The sequence below is a fragment of the Lacicoccus kunmingensis DSM 17847 genome (assembly GCF_059568765.1).
In genome coordinates, this window is sequence record NZ_JCANUC010000010.1 from 36,466 (window position 1) to 54,511 (window position 18,046).

The following is an 18,046-nucleotide window of genomic DNA, read 5'->3' on the forward strand; positions in this document are numbered from 1 at the left end:
CTTATTAAGAACGCGGGCTCAATATGAGTCTGCGTTCTTTTTGTTGGTTTTTTGGGCGGTGCCCGACATCTTTTTTGCACCATGTCGGGGCCGGCTCGTGCCATCGTTATTCTGCCATGGCACGAGAAGCTGTGTGCCGCGCCATCGTTATTCCGCCATGGCACGAGCCACCACGGGTCCCCGGCCCCCGTCCTTAATCCCACTAAAAACCAAAAAGAACCGGCCCCGCACGAGGGGCCGGCTATACTCAAAAAGCTACTCGCCTTTATTAAATTTTTTAATGTTTTTGATGATGCCTTTATCCGTCGACAGGATGCTGCCTTTATAAATCCTTGCTGCAAAGTAGACGGCGATGGCGACGGTAACGATGACAATTACGATACCGATCCATACAGTCAAATGTGATGTGCCTTCATCCAGCACTCTGAGCGGCATAACAAATGGTGTAAAGAACGGAAAGTAGCTGGTGATTTTTACAAGCATGTTATCCGGATTGAATAAGTTGAACATCCCGAGATACATCCCCCCGATCGACATCAGTGTGATTGGCAGCAGTGCCTGCTGCAGGTCTTCCATCCGGCTTACGAATGAACCGAGCAGGGCGGATACTGATAAATAAAGGACCAGTCCCAGCAGTAAAAATACCAGGCTGTAAATGATCATCGGCAGTGTACGGTCGTCTGATTCCAGACCGAACTCTGAAATGATTGCACCGATATCGACCAGGTAAATCACCGCAATAATTGTCAGTACAAAGAAAAATAACTGGGTCAGACTGACGCACATGATGGCGAGAATTTTCGCAAACAGATGATTGACCGGTGATACGCTTGAGACAATCATTTCAATCACCCGGGATGATTTTTCCATCGCGATTTCAGTACCAATCTGGCTTGCGTAGTTGATGACGACAAAGAACATGACAAACACAGTGATATAAAAAATAACAATGTTCAAATAGTTCGGTTCGTCCATTTCGCCTGCGCCGCCGGCTTCTTCATCCGCCATCGATTCAGCAGTTTGGAAATCGACATCGATTTCAGCTGCCATCAATCCGGCTTCTTCTTCGGTCAGATCCAGTGAATTGACTACCATCTGACGGTTGACCGAATCGAGGGCCATTTCAATTTCTGTCTGCTGCCCGCTGCTGATTTCACTGTCGCTTTCGACTGTCGCAGTAATCGGCACGGTATCCTCAACTGTCAGGAGAATGTCACCGTCACTGTCCGTCACACTGATTTCTTCACTGATTTCTGACATGACGGCTGAAAACTGCACCGTAAATTCCTCGGAGGCTTCGAGTTCGATCGTACTTATTTCTTCTGATGAATCGAACAAATTCATGATCTTATCGAAATTCCCTGCCAGTATGATCAGCAGCATCACAATGAGTGTCGTGATGATGAACGACTTCGCTTTGACTTTGGATAAATACGTATGCCAAAAAGTAGTCTTGAATTTATTCATATTGACGACCCACCTTCGCAATGAAGATATCGTTCAGTGAAGGTTCCAACACCTGGAATCGTTTGAAGTAGCCGATCTTGATGATTTCATTGTAAATATCTTCGGCATATTTCTCTTCTTCTATTTTAATGACATTTTTATTTCTCTTCTGCTTCATCTCGAGCACGCCCGGAAAATCTTTTAAAAATGAAATGTCATGTCTGCCTTCGATGATCAGTTCCTTTTGACCGAAGTCGGATTTGATATCATCGATGTTTCCGCTGACGACCTGCCGGCCTTTATTTAAAATACATAACTCTTCGCACAGTTCTTCCACATGGTCCATGCGGTGTGTACTGAAAAGAATCGTTGCGCCGTTGTCATTCAGGTTTTTAACCGCTTTTTTCAAAATCTCCACGTTGACGGGATCGAGTCCGCTGAATGGCTCATCGAGGATGATGAGTTCTGGTTCATGAATGATCGAAGCGATCAGCTGGATCTTCTGCTGGTTACCCTTTGACAGCTTCTCTATTTTCTTCTGTTTATTTTCTGGGACTTCAAATTCTTCCAGCCAAAAATCAAGCTGCTTGTCGATATCCGATTTCTTCATGCCTTTAAGCTTCGCAAGATACTGAATCTGTTCGTCGACCTGGAGCTTCGGATGCAGCCCCCGCTCTTCAGGGAGATAACCGATTTTATCAGTCATCGAATAATCGATTTTCTTATCATTATATGTAATATTTCCGGCAGTCGGTGTGAGCAGACCTAAAAGCATTCTGAAAGTGGTCGTCTTTCCTGCGCCGTTGCCACCAAGAAAACCGTACATGCTGCCGTTTGGTACTTCAATATTTATATCATCTACAGCTGTAAAATCATCAAACGTTTTTGTTAAATTTGAAAGTACAAGACTCATTTTTATTCCCCCCTTGGTAGAAATTAGTTTATCATATTAGGGTAGGCTCTAAACAGTCATAACGAAAATATATATGATAGAGGAATATATTATGGAAAATAAAGAACGCACAGCTTCTTTCAAAGATTTCATGGCACTGCTGAAAGAAACTAAAGTAAATAAAGGGATGTTCATCGCTGGTATCGTGCTGTCATTTTTCGGTATGATCGGCTCATTGATTGTACCGCTGTTGACCCAGTCGTTCATCGACGGATTCAATACCGAAATGTTCACTGCAGGCATCGCAGCCGTTATCATCGCACTGTTTCTCGTCAGTGCCGTACTCGATGGTTTCGCATATTACATACTGGCGAAAGTCGGTCAAAAGATTATTATGCGTCTCCGGGAACTCGTATGGGATAAATTTTTAAAGCTGCCGGTAAAATATTTCGATGCTACAAAGAGTGGCGAGTCGGTCAGCCGTCTCGTAAACGACACTGCAATCATCAAAAATCTGATCACCTCCCACTTTCCGCAGGTGATCAACGGTACGCTGTCGATCGTCGGTGCGGTCATCATTTTATTCATACTGGACTGGAAGATGTCGCTCATCATGTTCATCGCGGTGCCGATCTCAATCGTCATCATTTTGCCGCTCGGCCGCCGCATGGGTAAAATCTCAAAACAGCTGCAGGACGAAACAGCTGCATTTACCGGCACATCACAGGAAACGCTGAGTGAAGTCCGTCTGATGAAATCGTTCAACGGCGAGGCGTATGAACGGGAAACAGGACAAAAAGGTATTAATAAACTGTACGGATACGGCATGAAAGAAGCGGTGATCAACGCGCTCCTTTCACCGGTCATGTCGACAGTGATGATGCTGGTCATCATTCTGATCATTGCCTACGGCGGACTGCGTGTGGCCGACGGCACGATGACAATCGGTACGATGGTCGCCTTTTTGCTGTATCTCTTCCAGATCATCATGCCGATGACGATGTTCGCGATGTTTTTTACCGAGATGAATAAAGCCCTCGGTGCCACTGAAAGAATCATTAAAATACTCGACATGGAAGATGAACCGGATGCGGGCACGCGCTCTGAAAATAGTGTGCACTTCAACAGCCTCGAGTTTGAAAATGTGAGCTTCGGCTATATTGAAGATGCATCGGTCCTTCAGAACATTTCATTCAGGGCGGAACCGAATCAGAAAGTCGCCTTCGTGGGCCCGAGCGGCAGTGGCAAGTCGACAATATTTTCACTCATTGAAAGATATTATGAAATAGATTCAGGACGCATATTAATCGACGGCAGCGATATAACAAGTATCCCGCTGTATGATCTGCGTAAAAATATCGGCTATGTCGCACAGGAAAGTGCGATCGTCTCCGGCACGATCCGTGATAATATTACTTACGGGCTGAATCCAGAAGAGTACACGGAAGCAGGCATCCAACATGCGATTGAAAGTTCATACGCTGCTGAGTTCATACAGGAACTGGACGACGGCATGGAGACTGAAGTGGGTGAAAGGGGCATCAAGCTGTCCGGCGGCCAGCGCCAGAGAATCGGCATCGCACGGGCATTTTTAAAAGACCCTGAAATATTGATGCTGGACGAGGCGACTGCAAGCCTTGATTCACGCTCTGAACGGTTTGTCCAGGAAGCGCTGGATGAGCTGATGGAAGGACGCACGGTACTGGTCATTGCACACCGTCTCAGCACGATCATCAATTCAGACAATATATTCTTCATTGAAAACGGTCATTTAACCGGCAGCGGTAGCCACGCTGAGTTGATGAAGACACATGCCATGTATAAAACATTTACCGACCAGCAATTTACACAGGATAAGAGGTAATTATTGTGATAGAACTGTATCATGCATTTGCACCGATCATACCGATCTTTATAGTATTACTGATCGGTATCGTCATCGTGTTTTTAACTTTAAATAAATCTTCAGGACGTGAAGCGGACAACTTCAAAAGGAAAGTCACCCTGCTAATATATATCGGGTTTACGGGCACAATAGTCGGCATGATACTTGTCACATTGATGCCGACGGATTATCCGAATCAGCTCATCCAGCTGATCCCTTTTTTAAGTATTATGGAAACTCTGCAGTTTGCAACGCTGAGAGGAATCGTGAATTCACTCGTAATGAACATCATTTTATTTGTCCCGTTCGGTTTCTTTTTATATATAATGACAAGAAGAGCACTGCTTACAACAGTCTTCGCATGTCTGATGTCTATATCGATTGAAGTGCTGCAGTATGTACTGCCGATCGGCCGGATTTCCAACGTTGACGACGTCATTTTAAACACCCTGGGCGGAATTATAGGAATGTTGTGCGGAGTACTTGTTTTAAAGTTACAGATTGTTTATAATATTCTCACAACGGGAAAAGGCAGAATAACTAAATAATACAAAAAGGGGTTGTGCAATGTGTATGCAAATCTAACAAATGTTGCACTCTTAGAAAATGAACGGATTGGACCCGGCTTAATCGGAACGATTGAATTTGAAAGCGACGGACAATATATTTTCCAGGGTGCACTGATACCGACAACTGAACGATTATTCGTAAATCTGGAGAGAGGCGATGAAGGGGTGACCCGCCACCAGATTGATTATACGGAGATATCGATTGTCACTGTAGAGCAAAGAGCGTTATCAGGCAAAATTTTAAATTTTTGGATTGATGACAAAGTGGAAGTTTCCATGAATGTATCTTCAGAAAAGAATTTGAAAAAATTTATGGAGTTCTACAGAAAACACAGAGCACGTGCATTGAAGTTTGAAAAAATGCGTTATGAAAAAACACATCAAATATAGAAAAGGCCGGTTATCAACCGGTCTTTTTATTGTATAATGGAGGGGATATTTTTTAGGAGTAGTGGATATGAAAATTAAAGGTTTACTGATAATCGTCCTTGTCCTTGTTTTTACCGGCTGCAGCAATTTCAGGGAAGTCAGCGTTTCTGAAGACGGGGAAGACCGTCGTATAAAAGTCGATAACACAGGTGAGGTGGAAATCCCTGCAGAACCGGAGCGTCTGGTTTTACTCAGACCGGTGGATGTTTTGAATGCGGATCTTCTGGATGCTAATATCTCTGCGGTGACGGCGAGCGTTGAAAACAACACTTTTGTAAATGAACATCTTGATGATGTGGAATACATAGAATATGAGGATTTTGAAGCGGTCAGCAATGTCAATCCAGACGTCATCGTCACAAGCAGTCAGGACGTGCACAGCACCGATTATGAGGACATCGCCCCGACACTCCCCTTGAACTACAGCGGTGAACTGATGAGTGCATACAGAGACCGGATCTACCTGATCCAACTGAACAAGATGGGTGTCATTTTAGGTGAACAGGAAAAGGCAGAGGCGCTTGCCGATGACTGGATGGAAAGGATGACCGAGCACCGGCAGAAACTGACCTTCAATCCTGCCGCTTTAGAAGCGGCAGTGCTCGTTCAGGGAGAAGATGGTTTTTATTTATATAATGAATATTCCGCCTACGGCACGGAAGTGATGTACGATGTTTTAAATTTCAATGTGGCTGAAGATGTGCAGGATACAATCGGCGAGGCGCCTTTCAAACAGTTTGAAGTGTCTGAACTAAAAGGCATCGAGACCGATTATGTTTTGGTAAATAAAAAACCGGAAACCGATGCGGAGGCGCTGCGAGAGGAATTGTCCGGCGCTTTGAATCTGGAAGGTGAGCGCGTACTGATCGTTTCTGCGGATGATTTTATAACGAATGATCTGATCTCGCTCGAAGGACAGACAAACATCATATTGGAACAGCTTGAGTAAAGTGGATGCCGTGACGGGCCCGCTTTTTATATGTATGATAAAACTATTAAGGACGGTGATATGATAATGAATCAGAATATATATCCTGAAGAATTCGGTTATCATTTCTCTTTTAAAAACTTTGAGCAGATTTACAGGCAGACAATTTCTGCGTTTAAAAAGCAGATGTCGATGGATGATTTCGTCGAAGCCGCTGCAGATTTTGAAGAGGGTACTGATAAATTCAATTTAAAGCATCAATCACAGCTGGAGCCCGGAGTGAAGCGGTATTGCTGGGTGGATGATAAGACCGAGCGGATGATCGTGACCGCTTTTAACAATGAAGGTGAAATCATCGGTGTCCAATTTGATATTTATGAGAAGTTCAAGACGGACCGGGAGCTGACAATCAACAGGTATCAGCTGCCGTTTACCGAAGAATGGTTTGTTCTGTGGGGCGGCACGAACAATTTTGTCAATTATCATTATCCGCACAGACACCAACGTTATGCGTATGACTTCATCCGGAAAATAGGCGGCAGGGCGCATGACGGCAACCCGGATGAACTCACGTCCTATTATGCTTTCAACCGGCCCGTGGCAGCGCCGCGGGCGGGGAAGATCGTCAGAATATTGGACGGGATCCCTGACAATGAACCGCTGAAGATGAACCTTGATGCGCCGGAAGGCAATGCAATCATCATCGAACATGATAATAATGAGTATTCACTGCTTGCTCATCTCAGAAAAAATTCGATTCTTGTTGAAGTGGGAGATGCGGTCGAAACGGGCGAAATGATTGCCCAGTGCGGCAACAGCGGTGCGTCTGATATGCCGCACCTTCATTTCCATGTGATGAACGGTATAGAGCCGCATGAATCCGACGCCATCAGAATCCAGTTCGCATCCGGCCGTGAACCTGTGCAGGGTGACACTGTGAGAGGGAGAAAATGATGGAAATAACAGTGAACGGTCCTTACCGTTTTAGTGAAACACTTGATTATATGAAGAAGCAGGATGACTGTCTGTATAAAGTCATCGATGATGAAATTTATAAGGCGGAGTGGTTTAGCGGTAAAAAGGTGCTGATGAGGCTCTGTGCATCTGACGGCGGTGTGAATATCGAGACGCTTGTCAATGATGGCGCGGGAGCTGAGGAGATTGAGAAATACTGCGAAGAATGGCTGGATCTCGATTATGATCTGGATGAATTTTATCAATTTGCGAAGGGCGATAAACGCCTCAGCGGTCTGATTGATGCTCACTATGGATACCGCATGGTCGGAAAAGTGGATATTACCGATGCCTTTCTGTGGTCCATACTCGGCCAGCAGATTACGAAAAGTTTTGCCTACGTATTGAAAAGAAGGGTAATCGAGTACTGCGGTCATTATATTGAATATGAAGGTGAGAAGTTTTATCTGATGCCGGATGCAGGCGAGATTGCTGCGATCGACAGTGAAGTGCTGCGGGAGATGCAGATATCCACACGGAAGACTGAATACATTAAAGGTGTACTCGCGAGTGTGGCGTCCGGGGAGTTATCGAAATCATATTTGGAATCATTCGGGGATTACGATGAAGTATTCAAACATCTGACTTCGTTCCGCGGCATCGGACCGTGGAGCGCCAACACGGTTTTGATGCGCGCGCTGAGATTCAGAAACGCCGTCCCCATCGGAGACGCGGGCATAAAAAATGCCATCAAACACGTTGATGATCTGGACGCCGCCCCGTCAAAAGAATATATCAATGAAATTACCGACGAGTGGGGCCGGTTCGGCATGTATGGCACACTTTATATGTGGAGCGCGCTGGGAGGTTGATGGGGTGGCCATTACGTTATCCCTTTGTTCAGCTTTTCTAATAGCTGATCCGTTTTTTATTCTGCTCCAGAAGATGACGAATAGTTGCCATCCAATCCACATCATGCGGACTCGCAACGCATGAAAAGAGCCCATCAGTATTCGCTGTACTGGTGGGCTTTGTGCTGTCATCAAACAATTCTTTACGTTACGCAAATTAATTATGACACATCATCACTTTTACAATGAACTACCGGTTCACCAATACTAACTTATACCTTTTTAAAAAGAATGCAATTAATGCAACGACTAAGATGACTCCAAAAACAATTTGTTCTGATAGAATTAATGCTTCGTAGTTGGCGAAGGACGTAAAATCCAGAATACCAAGCGCTTTCGTCAGCAGATAAATCATCAGAGCAACAAACAGGACACTTAGTATTTTACCGGGAATTGTCTCTTCCACTTCGATAACATCCCCCTTTTCAACTCTTATCTGATTATTACGCCCAACCGGTTGAAAGTATTTTAACTTTCCTTCACTCTCTGTTATTGGGATTGTCATTTCCTGTGAACCGTATAGTGATCCAACAGATTTTCCGTTGAATTTTAATCGTACCGGCATAAAGGCACTGAAAATCCAAAGTTTTCTTTTAACAGTAATCTGCATAACTCCTCCTCCTAAAAGTGATATATATTGATTCTCTTTTTCACTTATATTTCTAAATCAATAACAATAAAATTATCATACTTATTGAAAACAGGGATATAGTCCAGAGAGGTATATTAAAAATTTTATCCAGCAAATATGCGCCTCCTTAATGTTCTTTATTCATAGATAATGGATTCCAAGGGTGCTTCATCATCGTTTATATAAAAATTCAGCGTATCGATTGCCGGACTCTGATTGAGCTCAATCGTCTGTACAGCAATATCTTCACTTTCACCAGGTTCATAAAAATGTATATTCAATACATTCCCTTCTTCATTTACAGTAACCTCACTGTCTTGTTCAATATAGGCATATATAACATTTTCTGATGAATCACTATCCACCATGAATATATCGCCCTGTTCAGGTTTTCCTGTAATTGCCGGATCCAATTCACCTTCGTAGCTCTTATTAACCGTAGAAACTTCGCTCGTGCTGCTGCATGCTGACATTAGGCATAACGATAAAAATAGTATTGAAAAATATTTAATAATATATTCACCCTTATATTTTTAATTAATCTGTAACTCAACGTAAACGCTTTACAGTAAAGACTCTTCCAAGTGCCCGTAAAGAATTATATAAATCCAAAACGACACAGAGGCTGTAAAAAAGAATATTATTCTTACTAAAAGTGAAGAAATATTAAAGTATTCCGCAATACCGCCGCATACTCCAAACAAAGCTTTATCAGTGGATGATTTTCTTAACTTTTTCGACATGAAGTATATCCTCCGTTTTTAATTAAATACTACCATATACAGTAAGCGTTTACAAAATGAGTTAAAAAGGTATACTTAAGTTATTAAATGTTTCATCTCCAATCTCCTAATAGGAAAATGATAAATTAAACCATATTATTAATTTTCATCAGATTATAACATTCTGAATTGTAGTATATAATGATTTTATTAATCCGTTAATCAAACGACTGATGTGTATCGATTTAGAAATTAGTATTCTGACTATTGACAATTTTATGAACAAAAGGATGAAATTTAACTAATAATGTAAATATAAGGAGGGGTAACGTGAAACTAAACAAGCTTTTGTTTTTAACCACTGTTTTTGTATTTGCGTTAGTTTTAGCAGCATGTGGTAACGGAGGCGGTACTTCTGATGAAAGCCCAGAAGAAAGCTCAGAAACTACAGAAGAAAGTACCGAAAGTACTGAAGAAGGAACTGGTAGTGAAGGCGAAGATGCTGAAGCAGAAGAAAGTACTGACTCGGGCGCGGATGAAAGTACAGATACAAGTGCAGATTCTGAACCAGCAGAATCTGAACCAAAAGTGACTGAGTTTGAACCAGCATTTCCAGAACAGACAAGAGCACCTGAAGTAGAGACTGAAGCAGAACTTGATGTGGAAGTTGTTGCTGAGGGTCTTGGCGTGTCCTGGGGTATGGAAGAGTTTGATACAAACCGCTTACTTGTTACACAAAGAGATTCAGCAGAACTTCTTATTATAAACCTTGAAGATGGTTCTGTTTCAGATCCAATCGAAGGCACACCGGAAGTAAACAACGAAGATCAAGGTGGTTTACTTGATGTAACCATTGCACCTGATTTTGACGAATCCAGATTAGTATTTATGACGTTTGCCGAAGATATTGAAGGTGGCACTGTAACTGCTGTTGGTAAAGGTATTTTATCAGAAGATGAAGCCTCACTTGAAGATTTTGAAGTGATCTTCCAGGCAGTACCGGCATATGATGGTACCCTACACTATGGTGGACGTATCATCTTTGATGATGATGGCAACCTATTCTTAACGACCGGTGAGCGTTCAGATGATCCAATTCGCGAACGTGCCCAAGATTTGGAGGCTTACCTGGGTAAAGTGATTCACATTACACAGGGTGGAGAACCGGTGGATACGAATCCATTTATTGAAGATGAAGACGCACTGGATGGTATTTACAGCTACGGTCACCGTAATATTCAAGGTGTGGACTACCACCCTGAAACAGGAGACTTATGGATTGTTGAGTTCGGTCCACAAGCCGGGGATGAACTGAATATTATTGAGCCAGGTAATAACTATGGATGGCCAATTGTTTCTTATGGTATCGAGTACACTGGTGAATTAATCAATGAGGGTATTTCTGAACATGATGCACAGGGCTTTGTTGAACCAGTATATTATTGGGATCCAACAAGTGCACCAAGTGGTATGTCATTCTATGATAACGACGCAATTCCTGAATGGGAGAACAACTTGTTCATCGGTGGTTTAGCACCGAACTATATTGTACGTGTCGTTATAGAAGATGACATCATCGTGGGAGAAGAACGTCTATTAACTGAAGAAGGCGAACGTTTCCGTGATATTCTTGTAACTGAGGATGGCTCGCTTATTGCAGCCACTGATGGCGGTCTGATTTATGAGATTACTGCAGCAGGTGAAGGCACAGAAGAAGACGACGCTGAATAATTTATTATTCTCTAAAAGCACCCAACCTTATGTCAATGTCATTAAATTAAAGGGCTTGACAGTATTAAAGAAGCACGCATTCATGGAAATCCATGAATGCGTGCTTCTTCTGTGCAGATTGGCAATATAAAGGGGATATTATTGAAATGACTCGAGGGATGCACAGAACTAAGGAACCCCCCTACAAGCGCATGCTTCAAATGTTTGCCCAGAAAGGGCACTCCCAATTTTTCGGGCTTGCGCGGCAATTCCCATGGTTTTTATTTCCCCTGATCATCCTTATCTTTATCCTTGCTGTTCTGCGGTACTTCCCGTTTGAAAGCAACGGTGAGGCTGACGACGACAATGACGACGAGCCCAATCATGAGCGGGATTCTGAATTGTTCTGAGATACTGTCATGCAGGAAATAGTAAATTGCGATTGCTGCGATAAAAGTGAGTAGGAAATTGAGCCATTTATAAGCTTTAGTGTTCATAAAGCCCTCCAATGTAATTATTTATACATAATGATTATTAGTCATCCATTTTTAATAATGTTATCATAAAAGTAAGTCATAAAATTATTAATTAGGAGGATTTAATCATGAATTATATTATGAGCGTTCAACTGCTCCCGCAGCATCCAAGTCAAAGTAAATCTTACTCTTATATTGACAGCTCAATCGATATCATTGAAAACAGCGGTCTGACTCACTTTGTCGGCCCGATGGAAACGACAATCGAAGGCAGTATAGATGAATTGCTGAACCTGGTGAAAAAATTGAACAGCCATCTTAATGAAGAAGGCTGCGACAGTGTCATCACCAACATCAAGCTGGTTCAGTCCAACGAAAAAGTAGAAATCAAAGATATTTTACAAGACTATTATGAGTTTGATGAAGAAGAATAAAACCGATTAAACATGTAACGGGGTGGAAGTGTGGCAAAATGTCCGATGTGCGGCCATCAGTGGACGTATAAACAAAAATTGCTGGGATATGCATTAAAACCCAGGACGCGGATAAAATGTCCGGACTGTAAAGAATATATAGAGCCTGCCACCATATCGGTCATTTTCGACTATTTGGCGGTCATCGTACTGGCGGCACTCGTCTTTTTAGTCGTCCCGTTCATGCATCTGCCGGTAAACACTTCAGTGTTGATTACCGGCATACTGATTACAGTATATATATTCCTGTTTATACCACTCACAGTAAAATTCAAAAAATACGATTATAATGTAAAGACACCCGAATGACGGGTGTCTTTATTTTTAAGTATTTTCATAATAAACTTCGCCTTTTACGATGGTCATCATGAGTGACTGATTTTCGTCATATATAACCAGATCCGCAGGGTAGCCCGCTTTGATGAGTCCTCTGGAATCCAGCATATCGAGTGATTTCAGTGCATTATAAGAAGTCATTTTTACAATATCCGTCCAGCCGCAATCCGTAAATTCGAACATATTTTTAACGGCCTGTTCCATCGTCAGAACGCTGCCTGCCAAAGCACCGCTCTCAAGGCGGGCTTCATTGCCGGTGACATGAACGTTCTGGCCGCCGAGGTCGTACTCACCGTCCGGCAGTCCCTGAGCGCGCATGGCGTCAGTAATCATGATCATTCTTGAAGAAGTGATATTGTCATAGGCGAGACGCACCATTTCAGGATTCGAATGCACACCATCGGCAATGATTTCTACATAGGCACCACCCAAATAACTGTAGCCGACGACACCGGGCTCTCTGTGATGGAGGCCACGCATGCCGTTATAAAGATGGGTGATATGTCTGAGGCCGTGACTGTAAGCCGCTTCCAGCTGCTGATAAGTCGCATCAGTGTGTCCGGCAGACGGGAGGATGTTCAAGTCATCCAGGGCATTCAAAAACTCAAAATCCGGATCTTCTTCCGGCGCATAGGTGATCAGACGGATCTGATGATTCGACAACTCCTGCAGTCTGCGCATCTCATCCGCATCCGGGGAGAGTATGAATTTCGGATCCTGGGCACCGGGATGTTTGGTGGATATGAACGGGCCCTCCTGATGAATGCCGAGCATTTCAGCGCCGCCGCGGTATTTATAATCCGATAAATTTTTAAGAGATGCCCTGACATTTTCGAATGTGGCAGTCATCGTCGTAGCCAGAAAAGAAGTCGTCCCTGTTGTCGGCAGGTGACTGCTGATCTTTTTAATGAAATGCTCGTCCGCGTCCATTGCATCGACGCCGTCCGCCCCGTGAATATGAATTTCAAATGCTCCCGGCAGAAGGTATTTTCCGCCGCCGTCGATGATTTTATCCGCTGCGGGCACGTCCGGCATCCGTCCGGCAGAAGAAATCCTTTCCCCCTCGATTAGCAGCCATTTATTTTCAAATTCAGCTTCATGTGTAACGAGTGTTATATTTTCTATTAGTAAAGACATTACAGACTCCTTTTGAAATAAATTTCACAAAATAAATTATGGTAAATGAAATGTGTGTATTTATACATTTTATTCTATGTGGTATATTTATGTGAGAAATATTGTATTACATAGTAGTTTATCATTAAACAATTTAGGGGGAAAACAATGTTACGTTACATTCAAAACATGGGCCGTGCCTTCATGTTTCCAGTGTCAGTTTTGCCGGCAGCGGCTTTGCTTGTAGGTCTTGGTTTTATCATAATTGCCATCAATGATGCCTTTATCGGGTGGGAATATTTAAATGTCATCGTTGAATTTGTCCAGTCCGGAGGAACTGCGGTGCTTGATGCGCTGGCGATTCTATTTGCCGTAGGTCTGGCGTTTGGGATGACAAAAGACAAAAGTGGTGCCGCAGCAGTTACCGGACTCGTATCATTTACGGTTGTAACGCAAATGCTGCAGCCTGAAAGTGTCGCTGCTATACAGGGCATTGAAGTCACAGAAGTGGGCGCAGCATTTGATGTGATTGAAAATAACGTGTTGATCGGTATTGTGACCGGGTTGATTTCTGCAGGGTTGTACAATAGATTCAGTGATGTCAAGCTGCCTGATTACTTAGCTTTTTTCAGCGGGAGAAGGGCAGTGCCGATCATTGCCGCTTTTACGATGGTTCTGGTTACCGGAGTACTGCTTTTCGTGTGGCCGTTCCTTTATGATCTCCTATTCAATTTTGGCCAGTGGATCAGTGGGCTGGGCAGCATTGGTGCGGGCTTATATGGATTCTTTAACAGGTTGCTCATTCCGACAGGTCTTCATCACGCACTGAATTCAGTATTCTGGTTTGACACAGTCGGTATTAACGACATCGGTAATTTCCTCGCTTCGGAAGGTGAACAGGGAATCACCGGACGTTATCAGGCCGGGTTCTTCCCGACTATGATGTTCGGTCTGCCTGGTGCGGCTCTCGCGATGTATCACACTGCTAAGACCGAGTACAGGAAAGCTGCAGCTTCAGTTTTACTTGCAACAGCGTTCACTGCATTCTTAACAGGTGTCACGGAGCCTTTGGAATTCTCATTCATGTTCCTTGCGCCATTGCTCTATATCGTACATGCATTACTTACAGGCTTCTCCATGTTTGTCGCTGCATCGTTTGAGTGGACCGCCGGGTTTTCATTCAGTGCAGGCGCGATTGATTACGTACTCAGTTATTTCAATCCGATTGCGAGTCAGCCATATATGCTCATTGTTCAGGGACTGGTATTCTTTGCAATCTATTATTTCCTGTTCAGAATAATCATTTCAAAATTTGACCTGCTTACACCGGGCCGTGATGCATCCATCATCAGCGCGGAAGAGGAGAGGGATGAAGCATCGGATGATGCTGCTGACGCCGGGCGTGTGGCACCGAGCAAATACACTGATAAAGCTGATAAACTATTAATCGGTCTCGGCGGCAAAGAAAATATCGACACGATCGACTACTGTACGACGCGCCTCCGCATCAACGTCAATGATAATTCAAAAGTTGACGAAGGGGAACTGAAATCAGCGGGCGCCCACGGTGTCGTCAGACCGGGTAAAAATAATATCCAGGTGGTCGTTGGTACAGAAGTGGAACACGTCGCCGAAGAAATGAAGAAACTTGTATAGATTTTAATTTAAGCACCTCATCCGAGGTGCTTTTTTTATTACGTATGGGTTAAAAGTGATACTATGATATTTAAGAAAAGGGGGGAGCGACTATGTTTTCATTTCAGCATCCGGTCCAGATTCATTTCGGACAGGGCATATTTTCAGAATTGAATAATACTTTATCGTCTTATGATTTTTCTTCTTATGTGATTGTGATGTCGAATTCCCAGATTAAAAATGGCCTGCACCGGTTGGTCGAGTCCCAATTGGGTGAAAAGATAAAAGATGTTGTCACAAATATCGAACCGAATCCGACGCTCGACAATGTACAGAGAATCGTTAATGTCATGGAACAGCACGAAGCGGACTGTGTCATAGCAATCGGCGGGGGCTCGACGATGGATGCTGCCAAGGCGGCATGCGCAGTTTATTTGCAGAGCATAGATATCAATCATCTGCTTGAACATGAAGATTTCTCACACGCCCTGCCGCTGATTGCGATACCGACGACGAGCGGATCGGCTTCTGAAGTGACACCGGTGAGCGTGCTCAGCGATAAATCGAACGGTTTGAAAGTGCCGCTGACCGGCCCGGGCCTTTATCCGACAGCCGCAATCGTCGACCCTGAACTGACTTTGACGTGCCCTCCCGGCATTACGGCGACGTCAGGCATCGACGTTTTGTGCCACGCGCTCGACTGTCTCGGTTCGGTGAATAAAAACCCGATATCCGATGCGATTGCAATTTCTGCGGCAAAACTGGCATTTGAAAATTTGGAGCATGCTTATCACGAACCGATGAATATTGAAGCGCGTGAAAACATGGCACTCGCCAGCATGATGGCAGGCGTGGCATTTTCCCAGACGGGAACGTCAGCGGCACATGCGTTCAGCTATTATCTCACTTCGAATTACGATGTGCCGCACGGAGAAGCGTGTGCATTCACAATGGATGCATGGTATGTCGTCAATGCGAACCTTGATTCAAGGCTGGATGAACATGCTAAAATGATCGGTTTTTCTGACGCCGAAGCACTGAGCGAACGGTTCAACAATATAAAAAAAGAACTCGGACTTGCGCTCACATTTGATGACCTCGGCATCGACCGCGCAGATGTGGAAACGATTGTCGGACGGGGGTTGGAAGCTCAGAACATGAAAAACAACATCGCGCAGCCGAATAAGGAAGAGGTCTTACAATTTTTAAGTGGAAAGTAATTTTGGTATAATAATTTGAAAAATAGAAAAGGGATTGAAAAATGACGGACAAAAAGTACATTAGAGTCGTTGGGGCGGTCATCGTGAATGACGAGGATGAAATATTATGTGCCCAGCGTCCCGAAGGTAAAAACCTCGCATTGAAATGGGAGTTCCCGGGAGGGAAGATTGAAAAGGGTGAAACTGAAACAGAGGCGCTGGTGCGCGAGCTGGATGAGGAGATGGAATGCCGGATCGACGTACTGGATAAAATAACGACAACGGTTTACGAATATGATTTCGGCATCGTTGAACTGACGACGTATTACGCAAATATACTTTCCGGTGAAATCAAAATGCTGGAACATGTGGATATGAAATGGATGAGCCGGGAAAATATCGGCGCACTTGACTGGGCGCCGGCAGATATACCTGCAATAGAACTGATTCAAAACTACAAGGGAGCTATAAAATAAATGAAGGTCGCAATTATAGGCGCAGGCAATGGTGGTATTGTCGCAGCAGCAGATTTAACTGAAAAAGGACATGAAGTCACTTTATACCACTCGAAAAGTGCACTGAAAGATCCGCATCCGAATATTATAGACGGGAATGTGAGTTTCAAGGGCAAGCTGATACATTTCGAACAATATACACAGGACCCGAAACTTGCTGTAGCAGAAGCAGATGTCATCATGACATGTCTGCCTACGAATATACTGCTCGAGATATTCAAAGAAATCGGTCCGCATTTAAAAGACGGACAGATGATCTACATCAATGGCGCAAGCTCGATGTTCAGCATCTTGATCCATCAGTATTTAAAGGAAACAAGACCGGAACTTGAAGTGTACATCGGGGAATCGATGTCACTGACGTATGCTGCAAGATATGACTATACGGCAAATGAAGCGGAAGTCATTTTGTACAGTGAACATAACCTGTTCAGTGCATACCCGGCGGCAAATACGGAAATCATGCTTGAGAAATTGAATACGATGTATGACTGTTTCGTGCCGGCAAAAAACATCATGGAACCGGCACTGAATAACGGCAACCCGGAAAGCCATCCGGCACCAGCGATATTGAATACAGGATTTATCGATAACCATGGCGATGAATTTTATTTGTATAAAGACGGTGTGACGGAACATACAATCAAAGTCATCGAGGAAATCGACGTTGAACGACAGAACATATGTAAGGTGCTGGGCTTCGATGCGGTGGATAAATCCGAGCGCTCCATCCGGAGCAAATACTTTAAGGAAGGTGCGTCGCTGCAGGAGCAGTATAATACGAGCCCGATCTTAAAAGATCTGCTCGGACCGACACATCTTGAAAACCGTTATATCGTTGAAGATGTGACGAACGGTCTGATGCTCTGGAAGAGTATCGCTGAAGCGGTCGATGTGAGAACGCCGACAATCGATTCAATCGTTCATCTGACACGTCTCATGCTGGAAGAAGAATACTTTAAAAATCCATTAACGCTCGAAAGGCTCGGCCTCGATGCAGGTAGGAATCTGAACGAGCAGGTTTAAAATTATATTGATTGAACAGCCGACCTCGGACTGAGGTTGGTTTTTTTTATGGGTTTTGTAAGTGGCCGTGCCATGGCGGCAAAACGACGGCACGAGATGCGATGGCCAGTGCCATGGCGGCAAAACGATGGCACGAGATGAGGTGGCCCGTGCCATGGCAGCAAAACGACGGCACGAGATGCGGCGGCCCGTG

General features: G+C 44.0%; 20 protein-coding genes. 13 read left to right on the top strand and 7 right to left on the bottom strand.

All coding sequences use genetic code 11. The features are described from left to right. Positions 1-255: 255 nt before the first annotated feature. Both BO48_RS10460 and BO48_RS10465 read right to left on the bottom strand, forming a co-directional pair. Positions 256-1,467: an ABC transporter permease gene (locus BO48_RS10460; RefSeq protein ID WP_496367413.1), complete on the bottom strand. Its 1,212-nt coding sequence runs from the start codon at positions 1,465-1,467 to the stop codon at positions 256-258. After that, positions 1,460-2,359: an ABC transporter ATP-binding protein gene (locus BO48_RS10465; protein WP_496367414.1), complete on the bottom strand. Its 900-nt coding sequence runs from the start codon at positions 2,357-2,359 to the stop codon at positions 1,460-1,462. The genes BO48_RS10460 and BO48_RS10465 overlap by 8 nt, the downstream gene beginning before the upstream one ends. Before the next feature lie 91 nt (positions 2,360-2,450). Between BO48_RS10465 and BO48_RS10470 the strand changes: the two genes are divergently transcribed. From BO48_RS10470 to BO48_RS10495, 6 genes are all read left to right on the top strand, one after another. Beyond that, positions 2,451-4,202, top strand: a complete 1,752-nt coding sequence (locus BO48_RS10470; RefSeq protein ID WP_496367415.1) for an ABC transporter ATP-binding protein — start codon at positions 2,451-2,453, stop codon at positions 4,200-4,202. Positions 4,203-4,207: 5 nt separating this feature from the next. Continuing rightward, a complete protein-coding gene (locus BO48_RS10475; RefSeq protein WP_496367416.1) occupies positions 4,208-4,771 on the top strand; it encodes a VanZ family protein in 564 nt (187 codons plus the stop codon). 21 nt (positions 4,772-4,792) lie between these two features. Further along, positions 4,793-5,182, top strand: a complete 390-nt coding sequence (locus tag BO48_RS10480; protein WP_496367417.1) for a hypothetical protein — start codon at positions 4,793-4,795, stop codon at positions 5,180-5,182. Positions 5,183-5,249: 67 nt separating this feature from the next. Beyond that, positions 5,250-6,170, top strand: a complete 921-nt coding sequence (locus tag BO48_RS10485; RefSeq protein ID WP_496367418.1) for an ABC transporter substrate-binding protein — start codon at positions 5,250-5,252, stop codon at positions 6,168-6,170. Positions 6,171-6,236: 66 nt separating this feature from the next. After that, complete coding sequence (locus tag BO48_RS10490) at positions 6,237-7,103, top strand: M23 family metallopeptidase (RefSeq protein ID WP_496367419.1); 867 nt, start codon at positions 6,237-6,239, stop codon at positions 7,101-7,103. Beyond that, positions 7,100-7,975, top strand: a complete 876-nt coding sequence (locus BO48_RS10495) for a DNA-3-methyladenine glycosylase family protein (RefSeq protein ID WP_496367420.1) — start codon at positions 7,100-7,102, stop codon at positions 7,973-7,975. Before BO48_RS10490 ends, BO48_RS10495 begins: the two co-directional genes overlap by 4 nt. 229 nt (positions 7,976-8,204) lie before the next feature. Here the strand turns inward: BO48_RS10495 and BO48_RS10500 are convergent, their stop codons facing one another. The 3 genes from BO48_RS10500 to BO48_RS10510 form a co-directional block, all read right to left on the bottom strand. Further along, complete coding sequence (locus BO48_RS10500; RefSeq protein WP_496367421.1) at positions 8,205-8,624, bottom strand: hypothetical protein; 420 nt, start codon at positions 8,622-8,624, stop codon at positions 8,205-8,207. Between the two features lie 158 nt (positions 8,625-8,782). Beyond that, a complete protein-coding gene (locus BO48_RS10505) occupies positions 8,783-9,118 on the bottom strand; it encodes a hypothetical protein (RefSeq protein WP_496367422.1) in 336 nt (111 codons plus the stop codon). Between the two features lie 90 nt (positions 9,119-9,208). Beyond that, positions 9,209-9,388 (bottom strand): PspC domain-containing protein, encoded by a 180-nt coding sequence (locus tag BO48_RS10510; RefSeq protein ID WP_496367423.1) that lies wholly within the window; start codon positions 9,386-9,388, stop codon positions 9,209-9,211. A 309-nt stretch (positions 9,389-9,697) separates the two neighbouring features. Here BO48_RS10510 and BO48_RS10515 point away from each other — a divergent pair, with 309 nt between their 5' ends. Further along, positions 9,698-11,098 (top strand): PQQ-dependent sugar dehydrogenase, encoded by a 1,401-nt coding sequence (locus BO48_RS10515; protein WP_496367424.1) that lies wholly within the window; start codon positions 9,698-9,700, stop codon positions 11,096-11,098. Positions 11,099-11,358: 260 nt separating this feature from the next. Here BO48_RS10515 and BO48_RS10520 read toward each other — a convergent pair whose 3' ends face one another. After that, the gene (locus tag BO48_RS10520; RefSeq protein ID WP_496367425.1) at positions 11,359-11,574 is read right to left on the bottom strand and encodes a hypothetical protein; all 216 of its coding nucleotides are present in this window, start codon (positions 11,572-11,574) and stop codon (positions 11,359-11,361) included. Positions 11,575-11,681: 107 nt separating this feature from the next. Here BO48_RS10520 and BO48_RS10525 point away from each other — a divergent pair, with 107 nt between their 5' ends. Then, positions 11,682-11,987, top strand: coding sequence for a thiamine-binding protein (locus BO48_RS10525; RefSeq protein ID WP_496367426.1), 306 nt, complete (start codon positions 11,682-11,684; stop codon positions 11,985-11,987). A 30-nt stretch (positions 11,988-12,017) separates the two neighbouring features. Beyond that, on the top strand, positions 12,018-12,335 hold the full coding sequence (locus tag BO48_RS10530) for a TIGR04104 family putative zinc finger protein (protein WP_496367427.1): 318 nt from the start codon (positions 12,018-12,020) through the stop codon (positions 12,333-12,335). A 15-nt stretch (positions 12,336-12,350) separates the two neighbouring features. On the opposite strand, the gene nagA is transcribed toward BO48_RS10530, so the two are convergent. Beyond that, entirely contained in the window at positions 12,351-13,499 is a 1,149-nt protein-coding gene (nagA, locus tag BO48_RS10535; RefSeq protein WP_496367428.1) for an N-acetylglucosamine-6-phosphate deacetylase, read from the bottom strand. Between the two features lie 147 nt (positions 13,500-13,646). Here nagA and nagE point away from each other — a divergent pair, with 147 nt between their 5' ends. The 4 genes from nagE (at position 13,647) to BO48_RS10555 (ending at position 17,853) form a co-directional block, all read left to right on the top strand. Beyond that, complete coding sequence (gene nagE / locus BO48_RS10540; RefSeq protein ID WP_496367429.1) at positions 13,647-15,134, top strand: N-acetylglucosamine-specific PTS transporter subunit IIBC; 1,488 nt, start codon at positions 13,647-13,649, stop codon at positions 15,132-15,134. A 92-nt stretch (positions 15,135-15,226) separates the two neighbouring features. Beyond that, the gene (locus BO48_RS10545) at positions 15,227-16,333 is read left to right on the top strand and encodes an iron-containing alcohol dehydrogenase family protein (RefSeq protein WP_496367430.1); all 1,107 of its coding nucleotides are present in this window, start codon (positions 15,227-15,229) and stop codon (positions 16,331-16,333) included. 41 nt (positions 16,334-16,374) lie between these two features. After that, a complete protein-coding gene (locus BO48_RS10550) occupies positions 16,375-16,788 on the top strand; it encodes a (deoxy)nucleoside triphosphate pyrophosphohydrolase (protein ID WP_496367431.1) in 414 nt (137 codons plus the stop codon). Continuing rightward, positions 16,789-17,853 carry an NAD/NADP octopine/nopaline dehydrogenase family protein gene (locus BO48_RS10555; RefSeq protein WP_496367432.1) on the top strand — a complete coding sequence of 355 codons (1,065 nt, stop codon included), beginning with the start codon at positions 16,789-16,791 and terminating at the stop codon, positions 17,851-17,853. The last annotated feature ends 193 nt before the right edge of the window (positions 17,854-18,046 follow it).

What these genes read in the sequence shown, in the direction of transcription:
- BO48_RS10470 (WP_496367415.1), top strand. Translation starts at nt 2,451, where the DNA reads ATGGAAAATAAAGAACGCACAGCTTCTTTCAAAGATTTCATGGCACTG.
- BO48_RS10485 (WP_496367418.1), top strand. Translation starts at nt 5,250, where the DNA reads ATGAAAATTAAAGGTTTACTGATAATCGTCCTTGTCCTTGTTTTTACC.
- BO48_RS10510 (WP_496367423.1), bottom strand. Translation starts at nt 9,388, where the DNA reads ATGTCGAAAAAGTTAAGAAAATCATCCACTGATAAAGCTTTGTTTGGA.
- BO48_RS10550 (WP_496367431.1), top strand. Translation starts at nt 16,375, where the DNA reads ATGACGGACAAAAAGTACATTAGAGTCGTTGGGGCGGTCATCGTGAAT.
- BO48_RS10460 (WP_496367413.1), bottom strand. Translation starts at nt 1,467, where the DNA reads ATGAATAAATTCAAGACTACTTTTTGGCATACGTATTTATCCAAAGTC.
- BO48_RS10505 (WP_496367422.1), bottom strand. Translation starts at nt 9,118, where the DNA reads ATGTCAGCATGCAGCAGCACGAGCGAAGTTTCTACGGTTAATAAGAGC.
- BO48_RS10500 (WP_496367421.1), bottom strand. Translation starts at nt 8,624, where the DNA reads ATGCAGATTACTGTTAAAAGAAAACTTTGGATTTTCAGTGCCTTTATG.
- nagE (WP_496367429.1), top strand. Translation starts at nt 13,647, where the DNA reads ATGTTACGTTACATTCAAAACATGGGCCGTGCCTTCATGTTTCCAGTG.
- BO48_RS10555 (WP_496367432.1), top strand. Translation starts at nt 16,789, where the DNA reads ATGAAGGTCGCAATTATAGGCGCAGGCAATGGTGGTATTGTCGCAGCA.
- BO48_RS10545 (WP_496367430.1), top strand. Translation starts at nt 15,227, where the DNA reads ATGTTTTCATTTCAGCATCCGGTCCAGATTCATTTCGGACAGGGCATA.
- BO48_RS10495 (WP_496367420.1), top strand. Translation starts at nt 7,100, where the DNA reads ATGATGGAAATAACAGTGAACGGTCCTTACCGTTTTAGTGAAACACTT.
- BO48_RS10525 (WP_496367426.1), top strand. Translation starts at nt 11,682, where the DNA reads ATGAATTATATTATGAGCGTTCAACTGCTCCCGCAGCATCCAAGTCAA.
- BO48_RS10520 (WP_496367425.1), bottom strand. Translation starts at nt 11,574, where the DNA reads ATGAACACTAAAGCTTATAAATGGCTCAATTTCCTACTCACTTTTATC.
- BO48_RS10465 (WP_496367414.1), bottom strand. Translation starts at nt 2,359, where the DNA reads ATGAGTCTTGTACTTTCAAATTTAACAAAAACGTTTGATGATTTTACA.
- nagA (WP_496367428.1), bottom strand. Translation starts at nt 13,499, where the DNA reads ATGTCTTTACTAATAGAAAATATAACACTCGTTACACATGAAGCTGAA.
- BO48_RS10490 (WP_496367419.1), top strand. Translation starts at nt 6,237, where the DNA reads ATGAATCAGAATATATATCCTGAAGAATTCGGTTATCATTTCTCTTTT.